This window comes from Streptomyces sp. NPDC055815, from assembly GCF_053616475.1.
Genome location: NZ_JBSHDU010000060.1, coordinates 1 through 25,030, shown reverse-complemented (window position 1 = coordinate 25,030; position 25,030 = coordinate 1). Strand labels below are relative to the sequence as shown.

The 25,030-nt window shown below is 71.0% G+C and carries 13 protein-coding genes and 1 pseudogene; 8 read left to right on the top strand and 6 right to left on the bottom strand.

Features of this window, described 5'->3' with window-relative positions; all coding sequences use genetic code 11:
• Positions 1-27: 27 nt before the first annotated feature.
• Positions 28-8,223 carry a SpvB/TcaC N-terminal domain-containing protein gene (locus tag ACWGN5_RS30330; RefSeq protein WP_453521028.1) on the top strand — a complete coding sequence of 2,732 codons (8,196 nt, stop codon included), beginning with the start codon at positions 28-30 and terminating at the stop codon, positions 8,221-8,223.
• Positions 8,224-8,268: 45 nt separating this feature from the next.
• Here the strand turns inward: ACWGN5_RS30330 and ACWGN5_RS30325 are convergent, their stop codons facing one another.
• Both ACWGN5_RS30325 and ACWGN5_RS30320 read right to left on the bottom strand, forming a co-directional pair.
• Positions 8,269-9,636 carry a pyridoxal phosphate-dependent decarboxylase family protein gene (locus ACWGN5_RS30325; RefSeq protein ID WP_453521026.1) on the bottom strand — a complete coding sequence of 456 codons (1,368 nt, stop codon included), beginning with the start codon at positions 9,634-9,636 and terminating at the stop codon, positions 8,269-8,271.
• A gap of 187 nt (positions 9,637-9,823) precedes the next feature.
• Positions 9,824-11,773 carry a family 20 glycosylhydrolase gene (locus ACWGN5_RS30320; RefSeq protein WP_453521023.1) on the bottom strand — a complete coding sequence of 650 codons (1,950 nt, stop codon included), beginning with the start codon at positions 11,771-11,773 and terminating at the stop codon, positions 9,824-9,826.
• 239 nt (positions 11,774-12,012) lie between these two features.
• Here ACWGN5_RS30320 and ACWGN5_RS30315 point away from each other — a divergent pair, with 239 nt between their 5' ends.
• The gene (locus ACWGN5_RS30315) at positions 12,013-12,501 is read left to right on the top strand and encodes an ATP-binding protein (RefSeq protein ID WP_453521020.1); all 489 of its coding nucleotides are present in this window, start codon (positions 12,013-12,015) and stop codon (positions 12,499-12,501) included.
• Here the strand turns inward: ACWGN5_RS30315 and ACWGN5_RS30310 are convergent.
• Together ACWGN5_RS30310 and ACWGN5_RS30305 are read right to left on the bottom strand one after the other, a co-directional pair.
• A complete protein-coding gene (locus ACWGN5_RS30310) occupies positions 12,498-13,136 on the bottom strand; it encodes a TetR/AcrR family transcriptional regulator (protein ID WP_453521017.1) in 639 nt (212 codons plus the stop codon). The genes ACWGN5_RS30315 and ACWGN5_RS30310 overlap by 4 nt on opposite strands.
• 113 nt (positions 13,137-13,249) lie before the next feature.
• Entirely contained in the window at positions 13,250-13,837 is a 588-nt protein-coding gene (locus ACWGN5_RS30305) for a DUF2165 domain-containing protein (RefSeq protein WP_453521014.1), read from the bottom strand.
• 79 nt (positions 13,838-13,916) lie between these two features.
• Between ACWGN5_RS30305 and ACWGN5_RS30300 the strand changes: the two are divergent.
• Positions 13,917-14,126 (top strand): annotated as a pseudogene (locus ACWGN5_RS30300) (aggregation-promoting factor C-terminal-like domain-containing protein); the annotation flags it as partial.
• A 29-nt stretch (positions 14,127-14,155) separates the two neighbouring features.
• The gene (locus tag ACWGN5_RS30295; RefSeq protein WP_453521011.1) at positions 14,156-15,247 is read left to right on the top strand and encodes a PP2C family protein-serine/threonine phosphatase; all 1,092 of its coding nucleotides are present in this window, start codon (positions 14,156-14,158) and stop codon (positions 15,245-15,247) included.
• Between the two features lie 48 nt (positions 15,248-15,295).
• Here ACWGN5_RS30295 and ACWGN5_RS30290 read toward each other — a convergent pair whose 3' ends face one another.
• Entirely contained in the window at positions 15,296-17,674 is a 2,379-nt protein-coding gene (locus ACWGN5_RS30290; protein WP_453521102.1) for a SpoIIE family protein phosphatase, read from the bottom strand.
• A 1,156-nt stretch (positions 17,675-18,830) separates the two neighbouring features.
• On the opposite strand from ACWGN5_RS30290, the gene ACWGN5_RS30285 reads away from it, so the two are divergent.
• A complete protein-coding gene (locus tag ACWGN5_RS30285) occupies positions 18,831-19,649 on the top strand; it encodes an SDR family NAD(P)-dependent oxidoreductase (RefSeq protein WP_453521008.1) in 819 nt (272 codons plus the stop codon).
• Between the two features lie 72 nt (positions 19,650-19,721).
• Here the strand turns inward: ACWGN5_RS30285 and ACWGN5_RS30280 are convergent, their stop codons facing one another.
• Entirely contained in the window at positions 19,722-20,930 is a 1,209-nt protein-coding gene (locus ACWGN5_RS30280; protein WP_453521005.1) for a HupE/UreJ family protein, read from the bottom strand.
• A 297-nt stretch (positions 20,931-21,227) separates the two neighbouring features.
• Here ACWGN5_RS30280 and ACWGN5_RS30275 point away from each other — a divergent pair, with 297 nt between their 5' ends.
• The 3 genes from ACWGN5_RS30275 to ACWGN5_RS30265 all read left to right on the top strand — a co-directional run bounded on the left by ACWGN5_RS30275 (position 21,228) and on the right by ACWGN5_RS30265 (position 25,028).
• Positions 21,228-22,610, top strand: coding sequence for a CBM96 family carbohydrate-binding protein (locus ACWGN5_RS30275; protein WP_453521002.1), 1,383 nt, complete (start codon positions 21,228-21,230; stop codon positions 22,608-22,610).
• A 103-nt stretch (positions 22,611-22,713) separates the two neighbouring features.
• Positions 22,714-23,991 (top strand): MFS transporter, encoded by a 1,278-nt coding sequence (locus tag ACWGN5_RS30270; protein WP_453520999.1) that lies wholly within the window; start codon positions 22,714-22,716, stop codon positions 23,989-23,991.
• Positions 23,988-25,028 carry a TolB family protein gene (locus tag ACWGN5_RS30265; RefSeq protein ID WP_453520997.1) on the top strand — a complete coding sequence of 347 codons (1,041 nt, stop codon included), beginning with the start codon at positions 23,988-23,990 and terminating at the stop codon, positions 25,026-25,028. The genes ACWGN5_RS30270 and ACWGN5_RS30265 overlap by 4 nt, the downstream gene beginning before the upstream one ends.
• The last annotated feature ends 2 nt before the right edge of the window (positions 25,029-25,030 follow it).

Sequence of the window (25,030 nt, the reverse complement as noted above, 5' to 3'; positions counted from 1 at the left end):
GCTCGTGCGCGCTTCAAGAGCTTGCTGGTGGCCGCGGTCGTCACCCTGCCGGCGCTGGGGGTCGCGCCGCCCGAGTGGGTCACGGTGGCGCAACCGCAGGCGGGTGCCGAATCGGCGGTGAAGGCCCCCGAACATCCCGAGGGCACGTCGTTCAACCCGAATCAGATCAAGGACATCAAGGCGGCCGACCCCGGCTCCGGGGTGAATCTGATCGAGGCGCCCTCGGCGAACAACAGCGGTGACGCGCGGTTGTCGTACCCGCTGGAGGTGCCGAAGGGCCGCGCCGGACTCCAGCCGAAGCTGGCCGTCACCTACAACTCCTCGGGGACGAACGGGTGGCTCGGCGTCGGGTGGGACGTCACCACCCCGGTGGTCACGGTCGACACACGGTGGGGTGTGCCGCGCTACGACGCCGGCCTCGAGACCGAGACGTACCTGCTCAACGGTGAGCAGCTGACCCCGGTGGCGCACCGGAGCGCGTTGCGGGCGCGCACCGCGGAGAAGGTGTTCCACTCCCGGGTGGAGGGCCGGTTCGACCGGATCGTGCGCCACGGCGACAGCCCCACGAACTACTGGTGGGAGGTCACCGACAAGCAGGGTGTCCGCACGCTCTTCGGCGGCACGGGCGACAGCACGCTGGCCGACGGCAAGGGGCGCGTCGCCACCTGGGCGGCGCGGGAAGTCCGCGACGGCAACGACAACGTCCTGCGCTACCGGTACGCCAAGGTGGCCGACGGCGGCACGGCGAACTCCACGGTGCCGGGCAGCGACCTGTACCCGCAGAAGATCACCTACACCGGCCGGGGCGACACCGACGGCAGGTACTCGGTGACGTTCGTCCGGGACCGTGAGCGCGGTGAGCCCCGCCGTGCGGACGTGCGGGTCGATGCCAGGTACGGGTTCAAGAGGGTCACCGCCGACCTGCTGCGGCGCGTCGAGGTGAAGCTGGACGACCAGCTGATCCGCGCCTACGAGCTGAACTACCGGACCGGCGCGTTCGCCAAGACGCTGCTCGCCTCGGTGTCGCAGTTCGGCGAGGACAACAAGCTGTTCCACACCCACACGTTCGACTACTTCGACGACGTGCGCGACCAGTCGGGCGGCTACAACGCCTTCGCCACTGCCGCGGGTTGGTCGGTGCCGGACGACGACCTGGGGGTGAACATCCGCGAAGGCGAGGCCAGTGCGATCTCGGCGAACACCTCGGCCGGCTTCGGCGCTCACCTGTTCGCGGGCTACAACGTGCAGGGGCTGCCGACCAAGGAGGGTTCCGTCGGGTTGAAGGTCGGGTTCAACGCGGGCCAGTCCGACGGCCTGTCGACGCTGACCGATGTGAACGGCGACAACCTGCCGGACAAGGTGTTCCGCAAGAACAACGACGTGTTCTACCGGCCCAATCTCGCCACACCAGGGGGTGAGCCGAAGTTCGGCGACACCCCGGTCAAGCTCACGGGCCTCCCGGGGATCTCGACGGAGCGCACGCTGTCCGGCACCATCGGCATCGAGTCGTACGTCCTCACCACCTCGGCCCAGCTGGACTTCGTGGGCACCACGACCACCTCGGACCGGTTCTTCAGCGACGTCAACGGCGACGGCATCACCGACCTGGTGAACAACGGCGGCGTACTGTTCGGCTACCTGGACGCCGACGGGCAGCCCGCCTACAGCGCCGACTCCACCCGCACCCCGGCGCCGGTCGGGGGCGGCGCGGTGGCCGGCGAGATCGTCGGCGACCAGACCGCCCAGTTCAACCAGCAGGTGGACAACTCGCCGCTCCTCGACACGGTGCGCCGCTGGGTCGCGCCGTACGACGGAAACGTCCGTGTGGACGGGCGCGTGCAGCTGACCCAGGACCCCTCCCCGGCACGGGCGGCGTACACCAAGGCCGACGGGGTGCGGGTCACCATCCAGCACAAGGACACCGAGCTCTGGGCGCAGCGGATCGGCCCCGACGACCACACCGAGTTCACCCCGGGCAACGTGGCGTCGATTCCCGTGAAGAAGGGCGACGCGCTCTACTTCCGCACGCAGTCCATTCTGGACGGCAGGTACGACACCGTGGCGTGGGACCCGTCGATCACCTACACCGACCTGCCGGCCGGCACGGACGCGAACGGCTTGGCGAACACCGTGTTCCGCGCGTCGGCCGACTTCACCTTCGGTGGCCGGCCGTCCTTGGTGACGGTGCCGGTGAACGGCACGCTGCGGCTGACCGGTGACGTGGTCAAGTCCAAGGCGACCTCGGACGACGTGACCGTCGTGATCGAGAAGGGCAACGGCGTCCACACCCCCGCGGAGGTGTTCCGCAAGGTCCTGCCCGCCGCGTCGACCGGCACCACCGCGATCGACCTCAGCATTCCGGTCAGCACGTTCGAGAAGATGTCGTGGCGGCTGAGGACCGACTCCCCGATCGACGCCTCGGCGGTGAGCTGGGCGCCGAAGGCGCACTACACGGCCGCGCAGGGGGTCGAGTCGGTCGTCGACGCCAAGGGCGAACCCACGCTGGTGATCAACCCGCCGTACGACATGACGATGTTCCCGGCGGACACCCTCACCGCACCGCAGCAGACGTACAAGGCGACCAGGACGGGCCAGTTGAAGGTGCGGCCGAAGGTGTCCTTCAACTTCAATCTCCTCGGTGATGCCAAGATCGCGCTCACGGTGAAGAAGCGCGGCGGGCAGTTGCTCGGCAAACGCATCTTCCAGGCCAAGGACACCTCTCCCTTCGGTGGCCCGAACCTGGACCTCACCGTGCCGGTCACCGCCGGCGACGAGCTCTACATCGACTACTCCACGGCGGAGACGGGACTGCTCGGCCTGCTCGTCGAGCAGTCCGCGTCGGTCACCTACGACGTGACCTCCAGCTGGCCGACCTTCACACCGGCGCCCAGCGCCATGCACGGTTCCGTCGGGCAGGGCGCCTTCGCCCAGCCCTACCGCGGCTGGGGCGTGATCGGCTACCAGGGCAACCGCGACCGCGCCACCCAACCGCTCAAGCAGGCCGAACTCACGCTGGACCAGAGCTTCAAGGACGCCCTTCCCAAGGAGCCGAAGGAAGCGGACGTCGCGCCTTTCGCCGCGAATCCCCGGCTCACCATGCCGCGGCTCGCGGTGTTCGCCCCCGTTCCCTCCAAGGGCGGCTGGGCCGCTCAGGACGAGTCCTCCTGGGCCACCGCCGCGATGGCGACCAGTTCCCGCCTCGGCGCGGACACCATCGACATCGTCACCGACGCCGACGTGGCGGGCGACCGGGCGGTGATGCGCCGCGGTGTCACCGGCCAGGTGTCGGCCACCCTCGCGGCGGGCCCGTTCGGCGGCACCGTGGTCGGCGGGATCACCGCGGGCTCCGTCGACTACCTCGACCTCAACGGCGACGGCTACCCCGACGTCGTGGGCGCCAAGGAGATCCAGTTCTCCGACATGACCGGCGCGCTCGGCGCCACGCGCGGCACCCTCGGCGGCAACGTCCGCGAGGCGGACAACGTCTCCGGGAACGTGGCGCTCTCCGCGGGCAGCGAGACCGCCACCATCGCCAGCGCCCTGGGCATGGCCGCGCCCGACGCGGGCACCAGCGCCAACACCGCCACGACCGGAGCGGTCCAGCCGTCGCTCGGCATCGGCGGCAGCCTCGGCGGCGGCGAGTCCGACGCCCGCGTCGAACTGATCGACATCAACGGGGACGGGCTGCCGGACAAGGTGTTCGGCAACGGCGACGCCCAGTTGAACCTCGGCTACTCCTTCGCCGCCCGCGAAGCCTGGTCGGCCGGACCGATCAACGACGCGTCCACCCGCAACATCGGCGTCAACCTCGGGTTCAACGTCGACCGCTACGGCTTCGCGGGCGGCGTCTCCGCCGAGCTCGGAACCTCGTTCACCAACGCGAGCATGACGGACGTCAACAACGACGGCCTCACCGACCGGGTCTTCACCGACGGGGCCAACCCGATCAAGGTCGCGGTGAACACCGGCACCGGCTTCACCGCGCCCACCCCCTTCCGCGGCAGCTTCCCCGCGATCGCCGTCGACAAGAACGCCAGTCTCGGCGCGGGCGTCTACTTCACCTTCGGACTGCCCACTCCCGTCGGCATCTTCGTCTTCAACCCCGGTGCCAGCGCGTCCACCGGCATCAGCCGGGCCGAGACCACCCTGCGCGACGTCAACGGCGACGGCCTCGCCGACCACGTCAAGTCCACCCGAGACAACGAGATGCTGGTCGCCGCCAACAAGACCGGGCGCACCAACCTCCTGCGCACGGTGTCGCGCCCGATGGGCGCGCGGATCGACCTGGACTACGCCCGTACCGGCAACACCCAGGCGATGCCCGAGAGCCGCTGGGTCCTGTCCCGTACCGCCGTGTCCGACGGTCAGGCCGGCGACGGAGCCGACAGCCGGCTCATGACGTACCGCTACGAGAACGGCACGTACGACCGGTTGGAGCGCGAGTTCCGCGGTTTCGGGAAAGTCGTCTCGGAGGTACGCGATCCCGGTGCGGGCGATGCCCTCCACCGGTCGGTGACCGACGAGTACCGGACCGACAGCCCCTACACCAGGGGCCTGCTCGCCCGCACGCTCACCACCGACGGCGCGGGCCGCCCGTTCACCGAGACCGTCCACACCTATCAGCTCCACGACGTCGCCACGGGGACGGCGGCCGATCCGGCGGGCACGACCGCGTCGGTGTTCCCGAAGCTGACCCGGGTGGACCAGAAGTTCCACGAGGGTGCGCAGGAAGCCGTGAAGACCACGCACACGGTGCTGACCTATGACGAGTACGGCAACCTGACGGGATCGTTCGACGCCGGGGACGAGGGCGTCGAGGACGACGTCCGGACCGACTTCGGGTACAGCACGTCGGACCCGGCGTGTCGGGACCGCAACCTGGTCGGGCTGGCCAGGTCCGTGTCCCAGCGCGCGACCGCGTCCGACGCCTCGCTCAGGCACCGCGAGGCCACGGTGGACTGCACGACCGGGGCGCTGCGGCAGATCCGGGAGTACGTGACCCCGACCGACGTCGCGGTCACGGACCTGGAGTACCACCCGGACGGGAACCTGCGGTCGGTGACGAAACCGGCGAACGCGTCCGGTCAGCGCTACCGGCTGGAGTACGGCTACGACACCGTCGTCGGCGTGCACATCGAGTCCGTCGTGGACAGCTTCGGGTACCGGTCGGCCACGACGCACAACCTGAAGTACGGCCTGCCGGAGCGGAGCACCGACCAGAACGGGCAGCCCCTGACGATGTCGTACGACAGCGTCGGCCGGCTGGACACGGTCACCGGCCCGTACGAGGCGGGCGGCGACCGGGTCACGGTCGACCTCGACTACCACCCGGAGGCGGCGGTCCCGTACGCCACGACGAAGCACCTGGACCGGGACGCGGGCGGCGTGCGGGCGGACACCATCGACACCGTCACGTTCAGCGACGGTCTGAAGCGGGTGCTGCAGACCAAGAAGGACGCGTCGGTCGCCGCGTCGCCGGGGACGGCGCCGCAGCCGGTGATGACGGTGTCCGGACGCCTCAAGTTCGACTTCCTCGGCCGCACGACGGAGACGTACTACCCGGTGACCGAACCCAAGGGCGCGGCGAACACGACGTTCAACGCCGCGTTCGACACGGTGGCCCCGACGAAGGAGTCGTTCGACGTCCTGGACCGCTCGGTCAGGATCCTGCGGCCCGACGGGACCAGCACGACCCACGCGTACGGATTCGGGCCCGACCGGGCCGGTGCGACGCGGTTCGAGACCACGGCGACCGACGCCGCCGGCAAGCAGCGCCGCGTCTACACCGGCGTCCGCCGCACGACCACGGCGGTGAAGGAGTTCGACGGCCCGACGGCCGTCTGGACCAGTTACACGCACGACCCGCTCGGCCGGATCACGACGATCACCGACGACAGGAACAACGTCACCCGCGCCGCCTACGACGGCCTCGGGCGGCGCACGGTGCTCGACAGCCCGGACGCGGGCCGGACCGAGACGCGCTACGACCTCGCCGGCAACATCACCTCGAAGACCACCGCGAACCTGCGGGCCACGGACCAGACCGTCGCGTACGAGTACGACTACTCCCGGCTGAAGGCCGTCCGGTACCCGAGGTTCCCGGCCAACGACGTCACGTACTCCTACGGCGCCCCCGGCGCGGCGGAGAACGCCGCGTCGCGGATCACCGAGGTCCGGGACGCGGCCGGGACGGTCACCCGCGGCTACGGGCCGCTGGGCGAGCTGACCAGGGAGACGCGCGTGATCAGCGCCGTCGCCGGCGCACCCCGCACGTACACGACCGCGTGGCGCTACGACAGCTTCAACCGCGTGCTGCAGCTGACCTACCCCGACGGCGAGGTGCTCACCTACGGCTACGACTCCGGTGGCCAGGTCACGCGGGCGACCGGGGCCAAGAGCGGCACCGACTACACCTACCTGGAACGGCTCGACTACGACAAGTTCGGCCAGAAGACCCTCCAGGAGACCGGCAACGGGGTGCGCACGACCTACGCCTACGATGCCGAGGACCGCCGGCTGGCGACGCTGAAGTCCGTCGCGCCCACCGCGTCGACGTTCCAGGACGTGGGCTACACCTACGACGCCGCGGGCAACGTCACGGCGCTGGCGAACTCCGCGCCGCGGAACGCGGAGATCGGCGGTCCGAGCTCCCAGACGTACGGCTATGACGACCTGCACCGGCTGACGTCCGCGTCCGGGCAGTACACGGACAAGAACAACCAGGTCAACACCTACAGCCTGACCCTGGGCTACGACTCCGTGCAGAACATCACGCGCAAGTCCCAGCGCCACGAGATCACCGGCGGCGTCCCCGCCTTTCCGGTCGGCACCGGCCCCCTCGGACCGATCGAGCCGGTCGACGACCCGTCGAACCCGGCCGAGGTCCAGGACAGGACCACGTACGACTACACCTACGCCTACGGCGGTGACCAGCCGCACGCGCCGAGCCGGGTCGGCCCGGTCACGAACGCCTACGACGCCAACGGCAACCTCACCGCCACGGTGAACACCGCCGCGGCGGGCAAGCGCCGGCAGTACGTGTGGGACGAGGAGAACCGCCTCGCCTGCAACCAGGACACCACGGCCTCGACGGTCGAACAGAGCCCCGCGGGCTGCGTGGACGCCACCGTGTCCTATGTGTACGACGCGGCGGGCGAGCGGGTGGTCAAGAAGGGCGAGAGCCTGGCGCTGTACCCCAACCGGAACTACAGCGAGCGGGACGGCACCGGCTACAAGCACGTCTTCATCGGCGAGAGCCGTCTGACGACCAAGACCGTGGCGGACGGAGTCGAGAACGCCCGGTCGTTCTTCCACACCGACCACCTCGGCTCGTCCGGGTACGTCACGGACGGCACGGGGGCGGTGACCGAGCACCTGGAGTACTTCGCGTCCGGGGAGACCTGGGTGGAGGAACGGGCCGGGCAGGCCGAGACGCCGTACCGGTTCACCGGCAAGGAACTCGACAGCGAGACGGGCCTCAGCTACCACGGCGCCCGCTACTACAACCCGCGCACCCAGCTGTGGGCGAGTACGGACCCGGCCCTGCCGCAGTACCTCGACTCCAAGCTCGCGGGCGGGATCTCCGAGCCCCGCAACCTCGCCGCCTACACGTACGCGCACAACAACCCCGTCAAGCTGGTCGACCCGACCGGGCGGGCACCCGAGGCGTCCCCCTACGAGGACATCAAGAACTTCATGGCCGAGCAGATGTCGGTCAACTCCCGATCCGAGCAGGTACAGGAGATCAGGTCCCTCAACATCGACCCCAGCCGGGCACGCTGGCTCAAGCCGGGCTACTGGGGGAACAAGAAGGAAGCGGCGAGCCTCTGGAAGGAACTCGTCAAGACCGGCGGCCCGTGGGACCACAAGAGCGCGATCAAGGAGAAGAACGGGGGCAACGAGTTCTCCTGGACCGACATCACCGGGTCGGCCGAGGCCACCGGGCACGACCTCCAGATCCGCGACGACTTCTGGTCCAACGCCCACTACGGCCACGTCGGCACGGCGGCGGGGTTCGGCCGCCTGATCCTGCAGGGAGCCGCGAGCGCGATCGACCTGTGGGAGAACAAGAAACTTTACAAGGAGGACATCGAGGCCATCGGGTTCGGCATCGACCTGTACAACAAGTACGGGGCCGATGTGACCCCAGAGATCCTCCACGCCGAGATCCTGCGCAACTGGAAGATGATGGAGGTCATGGGAGTGATCCGGAAGCGGCCGTGACAACTGTCGGTGGGCGCGAACACCGTGCCACCAGCGGTGCGGTCGTCAGGCCGCGGCGGTCGCGCGCTGGATCGAGTCGAGCGTGCGCGCCACGTCGTCGTCGGTCGTCGACCAGTTGCTCACCGAGATCCGCATGACGCGTCTGCCGTGCCAGGCGGAGCCGCTGATCCACGACGTGCCGTCGTCGAGCAGCCGGGCGAGTACCCGGTCGGTGCGTGCGTCGCTGCCGAACGCGGCGCAGACCTGCGTGAACACGACCTCGTTGAGGACGGTCGCGCCGTCGATCCCGGCGATGCCCGCGGCGAACGCGGAGGCATGACGACACAGCCGCTCGACGAGGTCGGAGACTCCTGATCGGCCGAGGGACCTGAGGGCGGCCCAGACGGTGAACGCCCTGCCGCGCCGGGAGAGTTCGGGCACCTTGTCGATGGGGTCGCCGTGCTCGTGCTGGATGAGGTAGTCGCCACGCTGGCCCATCGCCGCACGGACCGCGGACGCGTCGCGCACGATCGCGAGTCCGCAGTCGTAGGGGACGTTCAACGTCTTGTGCGCGTCCGTCGCCCAGGAGTCCGCGTCCGCGCAGCCCGCCGTCAGGTGGGCGTGGCCCGGCGAGGCGGCCGCCCACAATCCGAACGCGCCGTCGACGTGGACCCAGGCGCCTGCCGCGCGCGCCGCGCGGATGCTCGCGGCGAAGGGGTCGAAGGCGCCGGAATGGATGTCGCCGGCCTGGAGGATCACGATCGTGGGGCCCTGTCCGCCGGCCGTCAGCACCTTCCGCAGGGCCTCGGGCTCGATGCGTCCCTGATCGTCTGCCGCCACCAGCTCGGGCCGACCGAGCCCGAGGTAGCGCAAGGCCAGGTCGATGGCCATGTGACGGGACTCGCCGGCCACGACCCGCACGGGCGGGCCACCCGTGAGGCCGTCGCGGGCGACGTTCCAGCCGGTGCGCCGCAGCACCGTGTCCCGCCCGGCGGCGAGGCACGTGAAGTTCGCCATCGTCGCACCCGTGGTGAAGCCCACGGAGCTGTCGCTCGGCAGGCCGAGCAGATCGAGCAGCCAGGCGCCGGCGATGTCCTCCGCAGCCGCGTACGCGGGCGAGACGCCGCGCATCACACAATTCTGGTCCCAGGCGCTGACCAGCCAGTCGGCAGCCAGCGCGGCCGGCTCGGTGCCACCCACCACGAACCCGTAGAAGCGGCCGCTGGGGAACGCGGTGAGCCCCGGCTCACAGGCCGTGGCCAGCAGGTCGACGACGTCGGCGGGAGTGCCGGGGCCGGCAGGCAGTTCGGTACCGAGCGCAGTCACGATCTCGTCGACCGAGGCACGTGCGGGAATCCGGCGGTCGGACAGGCTCGCCAGCCACCGGACAGCATGCTCGTACGCCTGTCGGAGCGCCGCCTCACGCGCGTCCATACTTCGGACTATGCGACCGTCACCGCCGCCCCGCAAGCCGACCGCGGACGGGCCGCGATGGGGCGACGCCCCGCCGCGCCTGCGTGCGGGTGGTGGACTTCGCAGGCTCGCCGGAGCTCCCTGGAGCTCTGTGGGTCCTCGGCGGCGGCGGGAGACACCGCCGCCGAGGGGCTGTCACGCGTCCGTGCTAGACCCCGGTGGGCGCATAGACCTCGAACTCGTACAGCGAGAAGCCGAACTGCGTCGCCCGCGCCGTTCCCTGCATGCGGACGTAGCGGCCGGAGCCGGAGAGGCCGGTCAGGTCGTCGGTGCCGCCGTCACCTGTGGTCGTGGTGTGGACGGTCGTCCATGTGGCGGCGTCGTTCGACGTCTGGATCTTGTAGCCCGAGCCGTACGCCGTCTCCCAGGACAGCTTGACGCGGCCGATCTGCCGCGCCGTTCCGAGGTCCACGGTGATCCACTCGTTGTCGGCGTAGTTGCTGGACCAGCGTGAGAAGTAGTCACCGTCCACCGCGTTCACGCCGAGCAGGTTCGCCGTCTCGGCGCTGGAGACGGTGACCGGCCTGTTCGCGGCGAGGTTGCCGATCTGGACCGACGTCGTCCAGGCGGGGTTGCGGCCGATCGTGTTGATCACCGGGACGAAGTTCGACCAGGGAGTCACCAGCTTCGGCGAGCCCCAGGTCTGCTGGGCCAGCATCCGCAGCCCCTGCTTGATGTCGGAGGCGACGCGCTCCTCGGTGGCCACCTCGGGGTTGTCGCACCAGACGTGGATCTTCGAGCCGAGGTTCTTGGACTTCGACGCGTTGGTGATGCTCTGATCGCCCTGGAACAGGTCGGGGTTCCACGTGTCGTAGCCCCACTGGCTGGCCGGGCCGCCCGGGCCGCTCGCATGGAGCACGTAGTACGTGGGACTCCAGCTCTCGTTGGAGATCAGGTGCCCGGCGTCGATGTGCGCCTGCGGCGACTTGCCGTAGTCGTACCAGAACTCGATGATGACGTCGGTGTTGACGGCGACCGCGACGCCACCGCCGATGCCGTCGTTCCAGGCGCGGGTGGTCTTGCCGGCGGCGCGGACGATCCCGTCGGCCCAGTTGATGAAGCCGAGGTAGGCGTCCTTGCCGATGGCGTCGGCACCGTAGGTGGCCTTGGCGTACTGCTCCAGCTGCGGGTGGGCGCTGTAGTCGACGTGGTACTCGTCGGCGCCGATGTGGAAGTACGGGCCGGGGAACAGCGGCAGGTACTCGTCGTACAGGTCCTTGATCAGCGCGTATGCCGCGGGCTTGGAGAGGTCGACGTACGAGTCCTGCACCACGCCGGCACTGCTGACCAGCTTCAGCTCGGGGTGGGCGGCCAGGATCGGGGTCATGTGGCCCGGCGCGTCGATCTCGGGCACGATCGTGATCTTGTACCGCGCCGCGAGCGCGATGAGGTCCCGCACCTCCTGCTTCGTCAGATGCTGCGTCGACACGATCTCCGGGTGCGAACTGCTCTCGATCCGGAAGCCCTTGTCGTCCGACAGGTGCAGGTGGAAGTAGTTCATCTTCAGATAGGCCAGTTCCTTCACGTGATCCCGCAGCCACTGCGGCGTGAAGTACTTGCGCCCGTTGTCCACCATCAGACCGCGCTCCGGCTTGAGCGGCCAGTCCCGCGCCGTACCCCGCGGGATCGACGCTCCCTGCTTGAGCAGTTGAAGCACGGTCCGGGTGCCGTAGAACGCGCCCCGGTCGTCACGAGCGCTGATAGTGATCCTGTCGGTGACGGTGAGCGCGTAACCCTCGACGCCGAGCTGACTGTCGGTCGAGCCGAGCGACAGGAAGATGTCACCGGCCCGCAGATCGGCGGTGGTGCCGGTCGATCGGGCGACCGTGAGGCCCGACAAGGCCCGCAGGTCATCGGCGAACACCTCACTGGTCGACGCCAGGGCCGAAGCGTGTGCGGTCGACGACACGATCCGCGTGGTGTCGCCGAACACGAACGAGCCTGTACTGCCGGTCCATTGCTGCAGTGCGGGGATGGTCAGGGGCTTCGGATTCGCCGCCGGCTTCGCCGCAACCGGGCCGGCCGAAACCGAGACGGTGAGCACCAGGGCGACGAGCGCGGTCAGCACGCCGCAGGAGAACAAGCGCAGGAATCTCACGGGAACCTCGATCGGAGCAGGGAGGGGACCCACCACAAACAGAGGGCTGGCCTAGACCAATGGTCTACACCACTTGACCAGTTCAGCGACTTGTCGGGCTCACGTCAAGGGGACCCTCACCAGCCGCGTCGTGGCACGAAAACCTAGACATCCAAAGTTTTGGGACTTACTGTCGCTTAACGGACGGTTTCGACCCCGTCGGTCGCGCCCCTCCCCCACAGGCGCAAGGAGCCCCCCACATGCCCATCCCCGCCTCCCCCGCAGCCGTGCGGACCCACACACCCGGCCTCCCCCCGGACGCCATCCCCCACCAGCCCGGCCCCGGCCTCCACGGCACCCGGCGGGCCGTGTCCGTCATGGCCGCGACCGCGGAGGCGGTCCCCGCGCTCCGGCGCTTCGCCCGGGACACGGCCCGCCGATGGAACCTGGACGGCCGGGCCGACGAGGCCCTGGCCGTCGTCGTCACCGAACTCGTCGCCAACGCGGTCCGGCACAGCGGCAGCCCCGACGTCGCCGTGCTCCTCACGGCCGGCGACGGGACGGTCACGGTCCAGGTCCACGACCGCGGCCGGTGGCGCACCCGGCGCACCCGCCTCCCCGCCGACGGCGTCGAGGCGTGCTGCGGCCGCGGCATGGACCTGGTCCGGGCCTACACCACGGACTGCGCGGTCGTCCGCACGGCACGCGGCACACGCGTGGCCGCGACGCTCGCCTCGGGCGCCGGCTAATCCTTCGGCTGAGGTGCGGGGCCCGGCCCCGCGCCACCGTCCTCGCGCAGAGCTTCGAGCAGCACGTCGCGCAGCCGCCCGAGGTCGCCGGCCATGTCGATGGACGGCTCGAGCAGCCACTGGAGCTGGATGCCGTCCGTCGCGGCCAGCAGGACCCGGGCGGCCCAGTCGGCGTCGCGCGCGGACGCGGGGCCGTCGTCCTCCGCCCCCGCGGGCGGACCGGCGAGCAGCAGGGCCGCGATCCGCTGCCGCAGCCCCCGGTAGCGCTCGGTGAAGAACGCGTGTCCGGGATGGTCCGGATCCGCGGACGCGGCCGCGATGTCCAGGAACAGTTTGACCAGGCCGGGCGTGGCGGCGTTCTCGGCGAGCAGCTCGGTCCGCCACAGCACGGTCTCCGGGGTGTACGCCTCGGAGGCGGCGGTGTCGCGCGCTTCGACGACCGCGGTGAGCAGCGCCTCACGGCTGCCGAAGTGGTGCAGCACGCCCGCGTCGGTCATCCCCACCCGCTGGGCGATGTCCCGCACGGACACCCCCCGGCTGCCGGCTTCGGCGTAGGCCGCGAGGGCGGCGTCGAGGATCTCCTGTCGCCTGGCGGCGGTCTTGGTGTAAGGCCCCCGGGACCCTCGTGTACTCACGCGGGCACTCTAGCCACGGAAGCCCCGCGCAGGCCGAGTCGGCTCGCGCGCCTCAGTGGTCCCCGATCTCCTCCCCTGACGTGACCACTTGGTCCGACCTCGACCTCCGCGCGTCAGGTCCGTTCGGCATCCGCCCGGCGAACACCGGGCAGGTGCACCACGAGGAGTGTGAAGGCGGCCAGGGCGACGTTGCGGGCCGCGGCGTCCAGACCGTTCCAGTCGGGCGACTGCCACATGGCGAACCACTCCCCGCCGATCGCGAGGAAGCCCGCCCCGAAGAGCAGCAGCACCATCACCAGGCCCACGGTGCTTGCCGCCCGGGCGCGCTCGTACGCGTCACGACGCAGGCCCCTGATCCAGAACCAGGTAGCTGCGAGGAGGACCACCGCGGCCAGTGTCTCCCAGACGATGACGGCCACGTAGGCGGCGTTCTGCAGGGCGGGGGATTCGATCGCATGCCACATCAGGTCGGGGTCCTTGAACGTGGTGTCCATGCTCAGGACGTGCTGGACGAACTGCTGGTTCGTCCCGAAGTCCGTGATGTTCCCGAAGGCGACCAACGTCACGTACAGCGCGACGGTCGCCGTCAGCGCGGCCGCCGCGACGGGCGGCGCGCCCAGCCGAAGAAGCCGGTTCCGCCGGGTGGATGTCGGGGCACGGTCGTCGGAGTCGGTGCCGGTCGGCCGATGGGCCTGTGCCATGGATGTGTCCTCCCTCGTCGTCCCACAGACGCCTGGACCGCGGGTCGAACCGTCCCTTCCCCGTTGTCGCTGCCTTCAGTACGGCATCCCGCAGGCCCTTCCCGGCGACACGATGGCCGTGGCGGGAGCGGACTGGCAGACCAACCCGGCCGACCGGATCGAGTGGGGCCTCGACTACATCACGTCGCGGTACGGCACCCCGTGCGCGGCGTGCTCCCTGCGAGTCAGTGACCTCGCGCGCCGGGAGGCGTGCCCCGTCGCACCCGGGGCCCGGCCGTCACGTCGCTGAGCGGGCCCCTCGCGGATACTCTGGGATTCATGATCGAGTCCGGACGGTCGCGGTTCCGTCGGAACCACGGCCACGGCAGGCTCGTGCGACTGTCGCCGGTGATCCTGACCGTCGTGATCGCCGGCCTGGCCTATGCCACGCCGCCGGAGATGGCCTTCAGCCGCCTCCTGCCCGCGGCGCCGGCCCTGGCCGCCGCCATGTGGCCGGTCCTCCCGACCGTCCTCCTCGGGACCGTCTGCGTGCTCCTGATGATCGGCCTCAGCCTCGTCTTCCCCGACCTCGGGACGTGGTGGACGTGCGGGGGGATCATCGCGGTCACCGTGGCCGCCGCGTACGGCAGCCACGTCCGGCTTCAGCGGGAGCGCACGCTCTTTCAGGTGCGGCTCGTCGCCGACGCGGCCCAGCAGGTGGTGCTGCGGCCGCTGCCGCACCGTTTCCGGAACGTCGAGATCGAATCGCTGTACCTCGCGGCCGCCGCGGAAGCCCGCATCGGCGGGGACTTCTACGAGGTGGTCGACACTCCGTACGGGGTACGGCTGCTCATCGGCGACGTACGGGGCAAGGGCCTGCCGGCCGTGGGGGCCGCCGCGGCGATCGTCAACGCCTTCCGGGAGGCGGCCCACGGCGAGGCCTCCATGGCCGACGTCGCCCGCAGGCTCGACGCCAGCTGTGCCCGGCACAATGCCGCCCATCCCCCCGAGGCGCCGATGGAGCGCTTCGCCACCGCGCTGCTCGTCGAGATCCCGCAAGAGGGCAGCCAGATCACCATCGTCAACTGCGGACATCCCCCACCCCTGGTCCACAGCGTCAAGGCCGTGCGTGTCCTCGAGCCGTCCGTCCCCTCGCCGCTGCTCAGCCTCGCGGAGATGATCGGCGACGAGTACCGTGCGGACGCCTTCGGCTTCGCGCCCGGCGAAGTTCTCCTCCTCTACACGGACGGGATCGCCGAAACCCGCGCCCGGGACGGTGAGTTCTTCCCGTTGACGGCTTGGATGCGCCGACAGCCCCCCACGCCTCCCCGTGACCTGCTCACGGCCCTGCACCACGACCTCCTCCGTCACAGCAGAGGAAGCCTCGACGACGACATCGCCGCCCTGGCCGTACGCCTGCGCACGACCTGAGCCGACAGGCTCGCGGGCGGGGTGTCGCCCCACGGCGGCGCGTGGCCGTCACGGCACGGGCAAGGCCTGTTCCGCCCAGATCGTCTTGCCCGTCGGCATGTAACGCGTACCCCAGTGCTCGGTGAGCTGGGCGACCATGAACAAGCCACGTCCGCCCTCCTCGTCGTTGCCCGCGTAACGGGCATGCGGCGAAGTGTGCTGCGAGTCGGAGACCTCGCAGATGAGGGAACGGTCCCGGATCAGGCGCAGACCGATCGGGCCGGAGGCGTGGCGGATCGCGTTGGTGACCAGTTCGCTGACCACCAGTTCCGTGGTGAAGGCCAGATCGTCCAGCCCCCACGCCCCGAGCTGATCGGCGGCCATCGACCGTGCGCGTGCGACGAGGGCGGGGTCCGAGGGCAGCTCCCAGGCCGCCACCTGGCGTGCGTCCAGCGCACGGGTACGTACGACGAGGAGCGTCGCGTCGTCCCGCACCTGGTCCGACGCCAGCTCCGCGACGATCTGGGCGCACAACAGGTCGGACGACGATTCCCGCTGTTCCCCGAGTACGGCCGCCAGGCGGGCCAGCCCCACGTCGGCGCCCTGCCCCCGGGCCTCCACGAGGCCGTCGGTGAACAGGACGACCAGGCTTCCCGGGGCGAGCGCCACTTCCGCGCTCTCGTACGGAAGCCGTCCCACGCCCAGCGGGGGCCCCGGTGGCAGACGGAGGAAGCTGACAGGACCGTGCGGCTGCACCACGGCCGGCGGAAGGTGTCCCGCCGCCGCCCAGGTGCTCGTCCGGGACGCCGGATCGTAGATCCCGTAGACGCACGTCGCCCCGACGGCGCCGTTGTCGTCCGAGCCGTTCACGTTCTGGTCGGACGCGTCCTTGCCGACCTGATCGTTCAGCCGGGCCAGGAGTTCGTCGGGCGCGAGGTCCAGCTCGGCCAGGGTGCGCACCATCGCGCGCAGGCGCCCCATGGTGGCAGCGGCTCCCAGGCCGTGGCCGACGACGTCCCCCACGACGAGTCCGACACGGGCGCCGGACAGCGGGATGAGGTCGAACCAGTCGCCGCCGGCGCCGAGGTGGCTGTCGGCGGGCAGGTAGCGGCTCGCCGCCTCGACCGCGCTCAGCTCTGGCAGGGATCGTGGCAGCAGACTGCGCTGGAGCGTGAAGGCGGCGGTGCGCTCCCGGCGGTACCGCCGGGCGTTGTCGATGCACACGGCGGTCCGGGACGCCAGCTCCTCCGCCACCGACCGATCGCCGTCGTCGAAGGGTTCCGAGTCGTCGCCCCGCACGAAGGTGACGAGGCCCAAGGGCATCCCCCGGACGATCAGCGGGACGTACAGCCGTTTCGGCGCGACCGCGGCGTCCGCGGTCGTACGGCCCCCGGCCAGGCCCTCGGCCTGCGACGATCCGGCGGCGTACGCGACCCGCTCGCCCACCCGGGAGCGTTCCTCGTCCGAATCGGCCATGCGCACCAGGTCCCCTCCCGTGACGGGCCGCGGTTCCTCTCCGTCGAGCACCTCCGCCGCCACGTCGACCAGCACCGCGTCGGCGTACTGCGGCACGGCGATCTTGGCGAGCTCCGCCGCCGGTCCGGACGGGTCGAGCGTCGCCCCGATCCGCGCACCGGCCTCCGCGAGGAGCGCGAGGCGCTGCTGCGCCCGGTAGTGGTCGGTGACGTCGATGGACTGTTCGCACACGCCCACCGGGTCTCCCCGGCCGTCGAGGAGGCGGAAGTAGGACGAGGACCAGACGCGCTCACGGCGGGGGTCGGCCGGGGCGCGCCCTCGGAAGTGCACGTCGATGACCGGCTCACCGGTCTCGAGGATCTGCTGGACGAACTCCTCGGGCGGCGCCAGATGCTGGGTGGTGAGGACGTCGCCGGGAAAGAGTTCGGTCATGGAGCGGCCCAGGGATGCCGCGAGGTCGCCGCCTAGCTCCCGGACGCTGGACGCGTTGGCCCACAGGAGGCGCGCGCCGGGTCCGTAGATGGTCAGGGTCACCGGGGACTGGGTCACGAGCCCCTGCAGCATCGCCTGTCGGGTCTCCCACCAGCGAAGCCCCTCCAGCTCGGTGGCCATGAGGACGGCGGAGGGGGCCCGGCCGGTGGAGTCCCCGCCTGATGCGGGGATCAGGGGACTCAGCGTCACCGCGAGGCGTACGGTGTGTCCGCCGCGGTGGCGCACGTCCACGACGGCACTGCGTGTCCCACCGAACCGCACCTCGTCCGGTCCTTCGGGGTCGCCGTGCGAGGGGACGAGCAGGTCCGCCGCAGGGCGTCCCAATACCTGCGCGGCGGGATAACCCAGCAGGGCTTCGGCCTCACGACTCCACCCGACCAGCACTCCGTCTGCGGCGAGCAGGGCGAAAGCGGCCGGGGGCGGACCGAGGTGCCCGCCTTCGTCCGCCCCGGCGGGAGGGGTGAAAGGTAGCCCTTCCATGGTCCCATCATCCTTCCGCGCGGTCGCGGCCGCAGTGCACCGGTCCGCTCCGCCGCTCCCGCCGGAGCTCCGCCAGGCCAGGGCGAGCCGGACCCAGGGCTCGTCGTGGGCCGGCTGCCGCATCACCTGATCGCCGGCCAGGACGCGCGCCGCCGCGACATCGCCGTTCAGGCGAGCCGGGTCCGACGGGTCGAGCCCGTCGACGGGCCGTACGGTTCCGGCCGTCACCTAGCGGCGATCCGTGGCCACCCTGGCGTGAGCCAGCCGAGGCCGTCGGCCGTACGGGAATGTGCCGCCGCCAGGACGGCCGGGTCGTGACGTTGTCGAGGACCTGCCCTCGGCCTCCGCCCCGGCCCCTGCGCCGGGGTAACGCCAGGGGCACGTACGTCTCGGGCAGCAGCGCGCCCGCTCGGTTCCTGTCGGAGAGCGCGTCGACGTAGTCGGGACCGGCGGCCCAGGCCGGTGAGGTGCCGTAGTAGGTGACGTGGGCTCCGGGGGCCACCACGCCGACGGAGAAGCTGCCCTGGCTCGCGAGCGCCGCGACGCATCTCCGTGCCCGCGGCCTGCACCACGGCGAGGCCGCCCGCGGTGGCCAACGCCGTCAACGCCTGCTCCAGCATCCGTGCTCCCCCTGAGTCGGCTTCGCCCACAGAGTGGTGGGCGTCGCTTCCCATGCCCACGCAGCCTCGTGGGGCAAACCTCGCACCACGCGTGTGGGGCGAGGCACTCTGTCACCGGGCCCAGGGGCCCCACCACTTGGGCGGCAGCGGGTCCGCGGGCGCCGATGTCGGCTGGTCAGGATGCAGCCCGAGCCGGTGAAGGGCGTCGGCACGGAGACGGACGGCGATCGTGCCGTGCCAGCGCCCGTCCGCGCCTACGCCGCACATCAGGTCGACCCTGAGCTCGTCGTCGGCGAACGGATGCCAGTCGATGCCCCGGTCCCGTAGTCAAACCGCCATCAGGTGGCCTGCCCGCGGGGCGCCGGCGACGTTCTCGTAGCTGAAGAGGGTCACCCATGCGAAAGCCTGATCGTCCATGGGGTCATCATGACGCAGATCCGCCGGAACCTTCCCTGCCGCGCAGCGGGACGTTCCTGGCTCGGTCCGCCGCCTAAGATCACCGGGACGGCGGACGTGACACGGGAGAGGCGGCGGACATGGCGGACGAGCGCGTGTACCTGGTGACGGGAGGCGGGACGGGGATCGGCGCGGCGACCGCGCACTCACTGGCCCGGGCGGGACACAAGGTGGCGGTGTCCGGGCGCCGCCCCGAGCCGCTGCGGCTGGTCGCCGAGGAGACCGGCGCCCTGCCCGTGCCCTCGGACATCGGGGATCCCGCCGCGGTGGCCTCGCTCGTCGAGACGGTCGTCGGCACGTACGGGCGACTCGACGGTCTGGTGCTCAACGCCGGCATCGGGCGGGGCGGCGGGGTCGGTGAGGTGACCCTGGAGGACTGGGACGAGGTCATGCGGACCAACCTCACCGGTCCGTTCCTGCTGCTGCGCGCCGCGCTCCCGCACCTGCTCGACGCCCGCGGCGCGGTGGTCGCGGTGGCCTCGGTGTCCGCCCTGCGCAACGGCGTCGGGAACGCCGCCTACGCCACCTCCAAGGCGGCGCTGCTCCAGCTGACCCGCTCGCTCGCGGTCGACTACGGGGGCGCGGGACTGCGCGCCAACACCGTGTGCCCGAGCTGGGTGCGCACCGACATGGCCGACCGTCGCATGAACCGGTTCGCCGACGAGGCGGGCCTGGAGGGGAACGGTCTGGAGGCCGCGTACGAGGAGGTGACCCGGGTCCTGCCGGCCGGGCGGCCGGGTGAGCCGCAGGAGGTCGCGGAGGCGATCGCCTGGCTTCTGTCGCCCGCCGCCTCGTTCGTGAACGGCGCGGTGCTCACGGTCGACGGCGGCGCGACCGCGCTCGACCCCGGCACCCTCGGCTTCGAGTTCCGGCTGGAGCCGCGCGCCCCGCGGACCTGACCGATGGTCACGGCCGGGCCGCCGCCCTGGGCGGCCTCGGTTGAGTGGAGAGCGGGCCGGCCGCTCGTACGGCTACGCGACGCCGCCCGGAGGAAGCAGGCGCTGGACGAACCAGATCAGGCCGATGACGCCGACGGCCGCGGCCGCGCCGGCGTGGGCGAGGGTCGACCAGGAGCGGCGGCGCGCCAGCAGGATCAGCGGGAACACCGCGAGGACGATGGCCAGTTGGCCGAGTTCGATGCCGACGTTGAAGCTCAGGAGCGAGACGAGCAGTCGGGTGCTGAAGTCGCCGGTGAAGTCCAGGGCCCCGGCGAAGCCCAGGCCGTGCAGCAGGCCGAAGCCGAACACGACGAGGACGCGGTGCCGCGACTCGCCCCGCGTGATGTTCTCCACGGCGACGTACACGATCGACAGGGCGATGAGGGGTTCGACGATCTCGGCGGGGACCTCGACCCAGCCGAGCACGGCCAGGGCCAGCGTCACGCTGTGCGCGAGCGTGAAGCTGGTCGCGAGGCGGACGACGCTGCGCCATCCTTCCGCGCCGAGCAGCAGGAGGACCAGGAAGAGCACGTGGTCGATGCCGCCCAGGATGTGTTCCAGGCCGAGGGTCACGAACCGGCCCGTCGACGACCACGAGAGGTCCGGGCCGCCGGCATGCGACGAGCCATGGCCGGCGGCGGCGCTGTGGCCGGCCTTCAGCTCGCGGTGGCCGGTGTCGAAGACGTCGCTGCCGCCGGATCCGCCGAGTTCGTAGTCGACCATGTTGGTGTGCTCGGCGCCGATGGCGTCCGCCTCGGAGAACACCCCGTACCGCACGGTGAGTTCGCCGCTCCCCGTGCCCGGACAGCGGTAGGTGAGGAGCAGGCGCGCGTAGAGGAACCGCTGCCGCTTCACGATCCCCGTGTCGCCGAGCGTGGCGGGGCACGGTGAGCCGTCGAGGGTGAGGGTGAGACGCTCGGAGAGGTACGAGGCTAGCTGTGCGCGGTGGGTGTCGAGGAAGGCCGTGTGCTCGGTGTCCTTCGTGCCGGACGGCAGCGCGCCGAGGCCGGCGGCCTTCGTCAGCGTGTCGTAGTCGAGCTCCAGGGTGTAGCGCACGGACGCCCCGTCCTGACGGATCACGGACGTCCCGTCCGTCGTCGGGACGTGCGCCGAGGCGGTCGGGGCCGCCCACGACAGCATCAGGCCCACGAGGACCACGGCACCAAGCGCGAGGCGGAGCCACGCGCCGGTCGTTCTGCGGGGTGCGCCCGGATGTCCCGGCGTCGGCGTCGCGATCGTCACGCCGAGGAGTGGAGCCGGACGAGAAGGGGAACGCGTGACGTGCCCATGTCGTCTCCGTGGTGCCCCGCTGAACAGTCGGTGACACACGACCATCGGACGGGCGGGTTCCGACGGCTTGTCAATACGCCCAGGTCACAGGGGAGAAAGCTCATGTGAACGGCACCCAAGATTCATGCGGCGCATGTAGTCGTGGCTCATAGCGGATCCCTAGGTTCCTCACTGCCTCGCGCAGGAGGCGACACCTTCATCTCGAAAGGGATTCATGTGATGGGCACCCGCCACATCCGAAGAGCGTCCTTGGCGACCGTCGCGGTCGCCACGACCACCGCCGCCGTCGCGGCTCTGCTCACCCTCGCGCCGGCCGCCAGCGCGGCCACCAGCACCTTCACACCGGTCGCCGACACCTATGTGCAGGACACCGCTCCGTCCACGAACTACGGCACGTCGTCGCTGTTCACCGTGGACAACTCGCCGGTCCGCCAGTCGTACCTGAAGTTCACGGTCAGCGGCCTCACCGCCACCGTGTCCAGCGCCAAGCTGCGGATCCGCGTCACCAGCACCGGCAACAGCGCCGCCGGCGGCACCTGGAAGTCGATGAGCGACACCACGTGGTCGGAGACCGCGGTCACGTGGAACAACAAGCCGGTCATCGACGGCGCCACGCTCGCGTCCCTCGGCGCGGTCTCGAACGACCAGTGGGTCGAGATCGACGTGACCTCGGTGGTGACCGGCAACGGCACCTTCGGCTTCGGCGGCACCTCCGGCAACGCCGACGGCGCGTACTACGACTCCCGCGAGTCCGGCGCCGACGCCCCGCAGCTGGTGATCACCACCGGCACCGGCCCGACCCCCACGCCCACGACCTCCACCTCGGCGCCGTCGGCCGACCCGGTCCTTGTCGGCGCCGGTGACATCGCCGACTGCGGCACCGGCGGCGACGAGGCCACGGCCAACCTCCTGGACGGCATCAGCGGCACCGTCATGGCCATCGGCGACACGGCCTACCCCGACGGCACCGCCGCCGACTACACCAACTGCTACGACCCGACGTGGGGCCGGTTCAAGGCGCGCACCAAGCCGGCCACCGGCAACCACGAGTACCACACCTCGGGCGCCTCGGGTTACTTCAACTACTTCGGCGCATCCGCGGGTGACCCGAACAAGGGCTACTACTCCTTCGACCTGGGCACCTGGCACGTCGTGGCGCTCAACTCCAACTGCTCGGTCGTGTCCTGCGCGGCCGGCTCGGCGCAGGAGCAGTGGCTCCGGAGCGACCTGGCGGCCAGCACGAAGCCGTGCACCGTCGCGTACTGGCACCACCCGCGCTACACCTCCGGCGCCAGCCACGGTCCGGCCACCTCGGTGCAGCCGCTGTACCAGGCGCTGTACGACAACAACGCCGAGGTCATCGTCACCGGGCACAACCACAACTACGAGCGGTTCGCCCCGATGAACGCCACCGGCGGCCTGGACAGCACCCGCGGCATCCGGCAGTTCGTCGCCGGCATGGGCGGCACCGGCCTGGGCGGCTTCGGCACCATCCAGCCCAACAGCGAGGTCCGCAACGCCAACACGTGGGGCGTGCTGAAGCTGACCCTGCACTCCAACAGCTACGACTGGAAGTTCGTCCCCCAGGCGGGCAAGACCTTCACCGACAGCGGCACCAACTCCTGCCACTGACGGTCACGTGAGCGACGGGTGCCCTCCCCGGAAGGGGAGGGCACCTCGGGGAGGGCGCCTCCCCCACTCCCCACTCCCCTCCCGCCCCGAAAGGTCCGCCCGCATGTATCTGTCCTCGATCGACAGGCCAGGGGCCGATTCCGCATCCGCCGCAGGCCCCTCCCGGCTGCTCGGGATCAGGGTCGTCGGCGGCAACGTGTTCGCGCTCGGCACGGTCAGTCTCCTGACCGACGTCTCCGCCGAGATGGTCACCGCGATCCTCCCCGTGTACCTCGTGGTGGGGCTGTCCATGAGCCCCCTGGCGTACGGCATGCTCGACGGGCTCCACACCGGGGCGACCGCGCTGCTGCGGCTCGTCGGCGGGTACGTCGCGGACCGGGTCCGCAGGCCGAAGGCCGTCGCGGGCGTCGGCTACGCGATGTCGGCGCTGGCCAAGCTCGGGCTCCTCGCGGTCGGTCGTACGGCGGGTGCGCTCGGGCTCGTCATCGCCGTCGACCGGGCCGGCAAGGGACTCCGTACGGCACCCCGGGACGCCCTGATCACGCTGTCGGCCCCGCCGCACGCCCTGGCCCGCGCGTTCGGCGTGCACCGGGCGATGGACAGCTTCGGCGCGTTCCTCGGGCCGCTCGTCGCCCTGGCCGTCCTCGCGGCGAGCGGTCAGGCCTTCGACGCCGTCCTCGTCACCAGCTTCTGCATCGCGGCGCTCGGCGTCCTCGTCCTCGTCCTCTTCGTGCGGGACCGGCACGACGCACGGCCGCCCGCCGCCGTGGCCTCGCCACGCGCGGCCACCGCCCTGCTGCGGTCCGCCCCGGTGCGCCGCCTGCTCGTCGCGGCGTGCCTGCTCGGCTTCGCCGTCATCGGCGACGGCTTCGTCTACCTGCTCCTGCAGCGGCGGGAAGAGGTCTCCCTGAGCAGCTTCCCGCTGCTCGCGGTCGGCACCAGCCTGGTCTACCTCCTCCTCGCGGTCCCGGTCGGAGCGCTGGCCGACCGCATCGGCCGTGTTCCGGTGGTACTCGGCGGCTACACCGCCCTGCTCAGCGTCTACCTGCTCCTGTCCGGCTCCTTGCACGGGTGGCCGCTGGTGGCGGGTGTGCTGGTGCTCTACGGCTTCTTCTACGCCGCCACCGACGGCGTGCTGATGGCCCTGGCCGGTCCCGTGCTTCCCGAGCACCTGCGCACCACCGGCCTCGCCCTGATCCAGACCGGGCAGGCGCTGGCGTACCTCGCCTCCTCCGTCCTCTTCGGGCTCGCCTGGCAGTTGTGGGGCCCGCTCGTCGCCGTCCGGTGCGCCGCCGCCCTGGTCGTCCCGGCGGTCGCCGCCACCGCGTTCCTGCTGCTCGTCCGACCCACCACCCCTACCGACACCGAGGAAACCGTATGACCACGCAGCCGACCCTCGACGCCGAGCCCGACTCGGCCCCGTCCCCCGCGCCGCAGCGGTCCTCGCGGACGGCCCGCATCGCGACCATGGCGGCCGCCACCCTCGCGCTCGTCGCCGTCGCCGTCGGCTACGCCCGGCACAGCTCGTCGGCCCAGGCCCCCGACACGACCGTCACCGCCGAGACCGTGTCCCTGGCGCCCGGTCCACGGCTGCTGACTCTCACGAGCACCGGGCAGGTCACGACGGCCGACAAGGACGACCCTGACGGCCGACGGGCCGTCTCGAACACCAAGTGCGACCGTGTCTACGCCGCCGCGGGCACGGTGGCCTGCCTCTACGCCGACGGGGTCCTCGGCACCGTCACGATGCGCGTGATGTCACCCGACCTCAAGGAACGCAAGACCATCCCGGTGAGCGGCGTCCCCAACCGGGTCCGCGTCTCGGCCAGCGGACGCATGGTCTCCTGGACCGCCTTCGTCGGCGGAGACAGCTACGCCACCCTCAACTTCGCCACCCGCACGGGCATCTACGACACCAGGACGGGAACCCTCTTCAAGACCCTGGAGACCTTCTCCGTCGTCAAGGACGGCAAGCCCTACCAGGCGGCCGACGTCAACTACTGGGGCGTGACGTTCACCAAGGACGACAACACCTTCTACGCGACCATGTACACCAAGGGCCACCGCTACCTGGTCCAGGGCGACTTCGCGGCACGCACCGTCCGCACGCTGCGCGACCGCGTCGAATGCCCCTCGCTCTCCCCCGACGGCACCAGGATCGCCTTCAAGGCACCCGTCGACGGCGACCCCGCCCGCGGCTGGCGCCTCTCCGTACTCGACCTGGCCACCAGCCGCGTGACCACCACCGCCGAGACCCGCAGCGTGGACGACCAGGCCGCCTGGCTCGACGGCTCCACCCTCGCCTACGCCCAGCAGCACGACGACGGCACCAAGGACCTCTGGTCCGTCCCCGCCGACGGCTCCGGCAAGCCGCGCCTGCTGCAGCGGAACGCCCACTCCCCGGCGGCCCTCGGCTGACC

Coding starts and splice junctions, on each gene's coding strand:
- ACWGN5_RS30295 (WP_453521011.1), top strand. CDS start 14,156: ATGATCGAGTCCGGACGGTCGCGGTTCCGTCGGAACCACGGCCACGGC.
- ACWGN5_RS30290 (WP_453521102.1), bottom strand. CDS start 17,674: ATGGAAGGGCTACCTTTCACCCCTCCCGCCGGGGCGGACGAAGGCGGG.
- ACWGN5_RS30305 (WP_453521014.1), bottom strand. CDS start 13,837: ATGGCACAGGCCCATCGGCCGACCGGCACCGACTCCGACGACCGTGCC.
- ACWGN5_RS30265 (WP_453520997.1), top strand. CDS start 23,988: ATGACCACGCAGCCGACCCTCGACGCCGAGCCCGACTCGGCCCCGTCC.
- ACWGN5_RS30315 (WP_453521020.1), top strand. CDS start 12,013: ATGCCCATCCCCGCCTCCCCCGCAGCCGTGCGGACCCACACACCCGGC.
- ACWGN5_RS30285 (WP_453521008.1), top strand. CDS start 18,831: ATGGCGGACGAGCGCGTGTACCTGGTGACGGGAGGCGGGACGGGGATC.
- ACWGN5_RS30325 (WP_453521026.1), bottom strand. CDS start 9,636: ATGGACGCGCGTGAGGCGGCGCTCCGACAGGCGTACGAGCATGCTGTC.
- ACWGN5_RS30270 (WP_453520999.1), top strand. CDS start 22,714: ATGTATCTGTCCTCGATCGACAGGCCAGGGGCCGATTCCGCATCCGCC.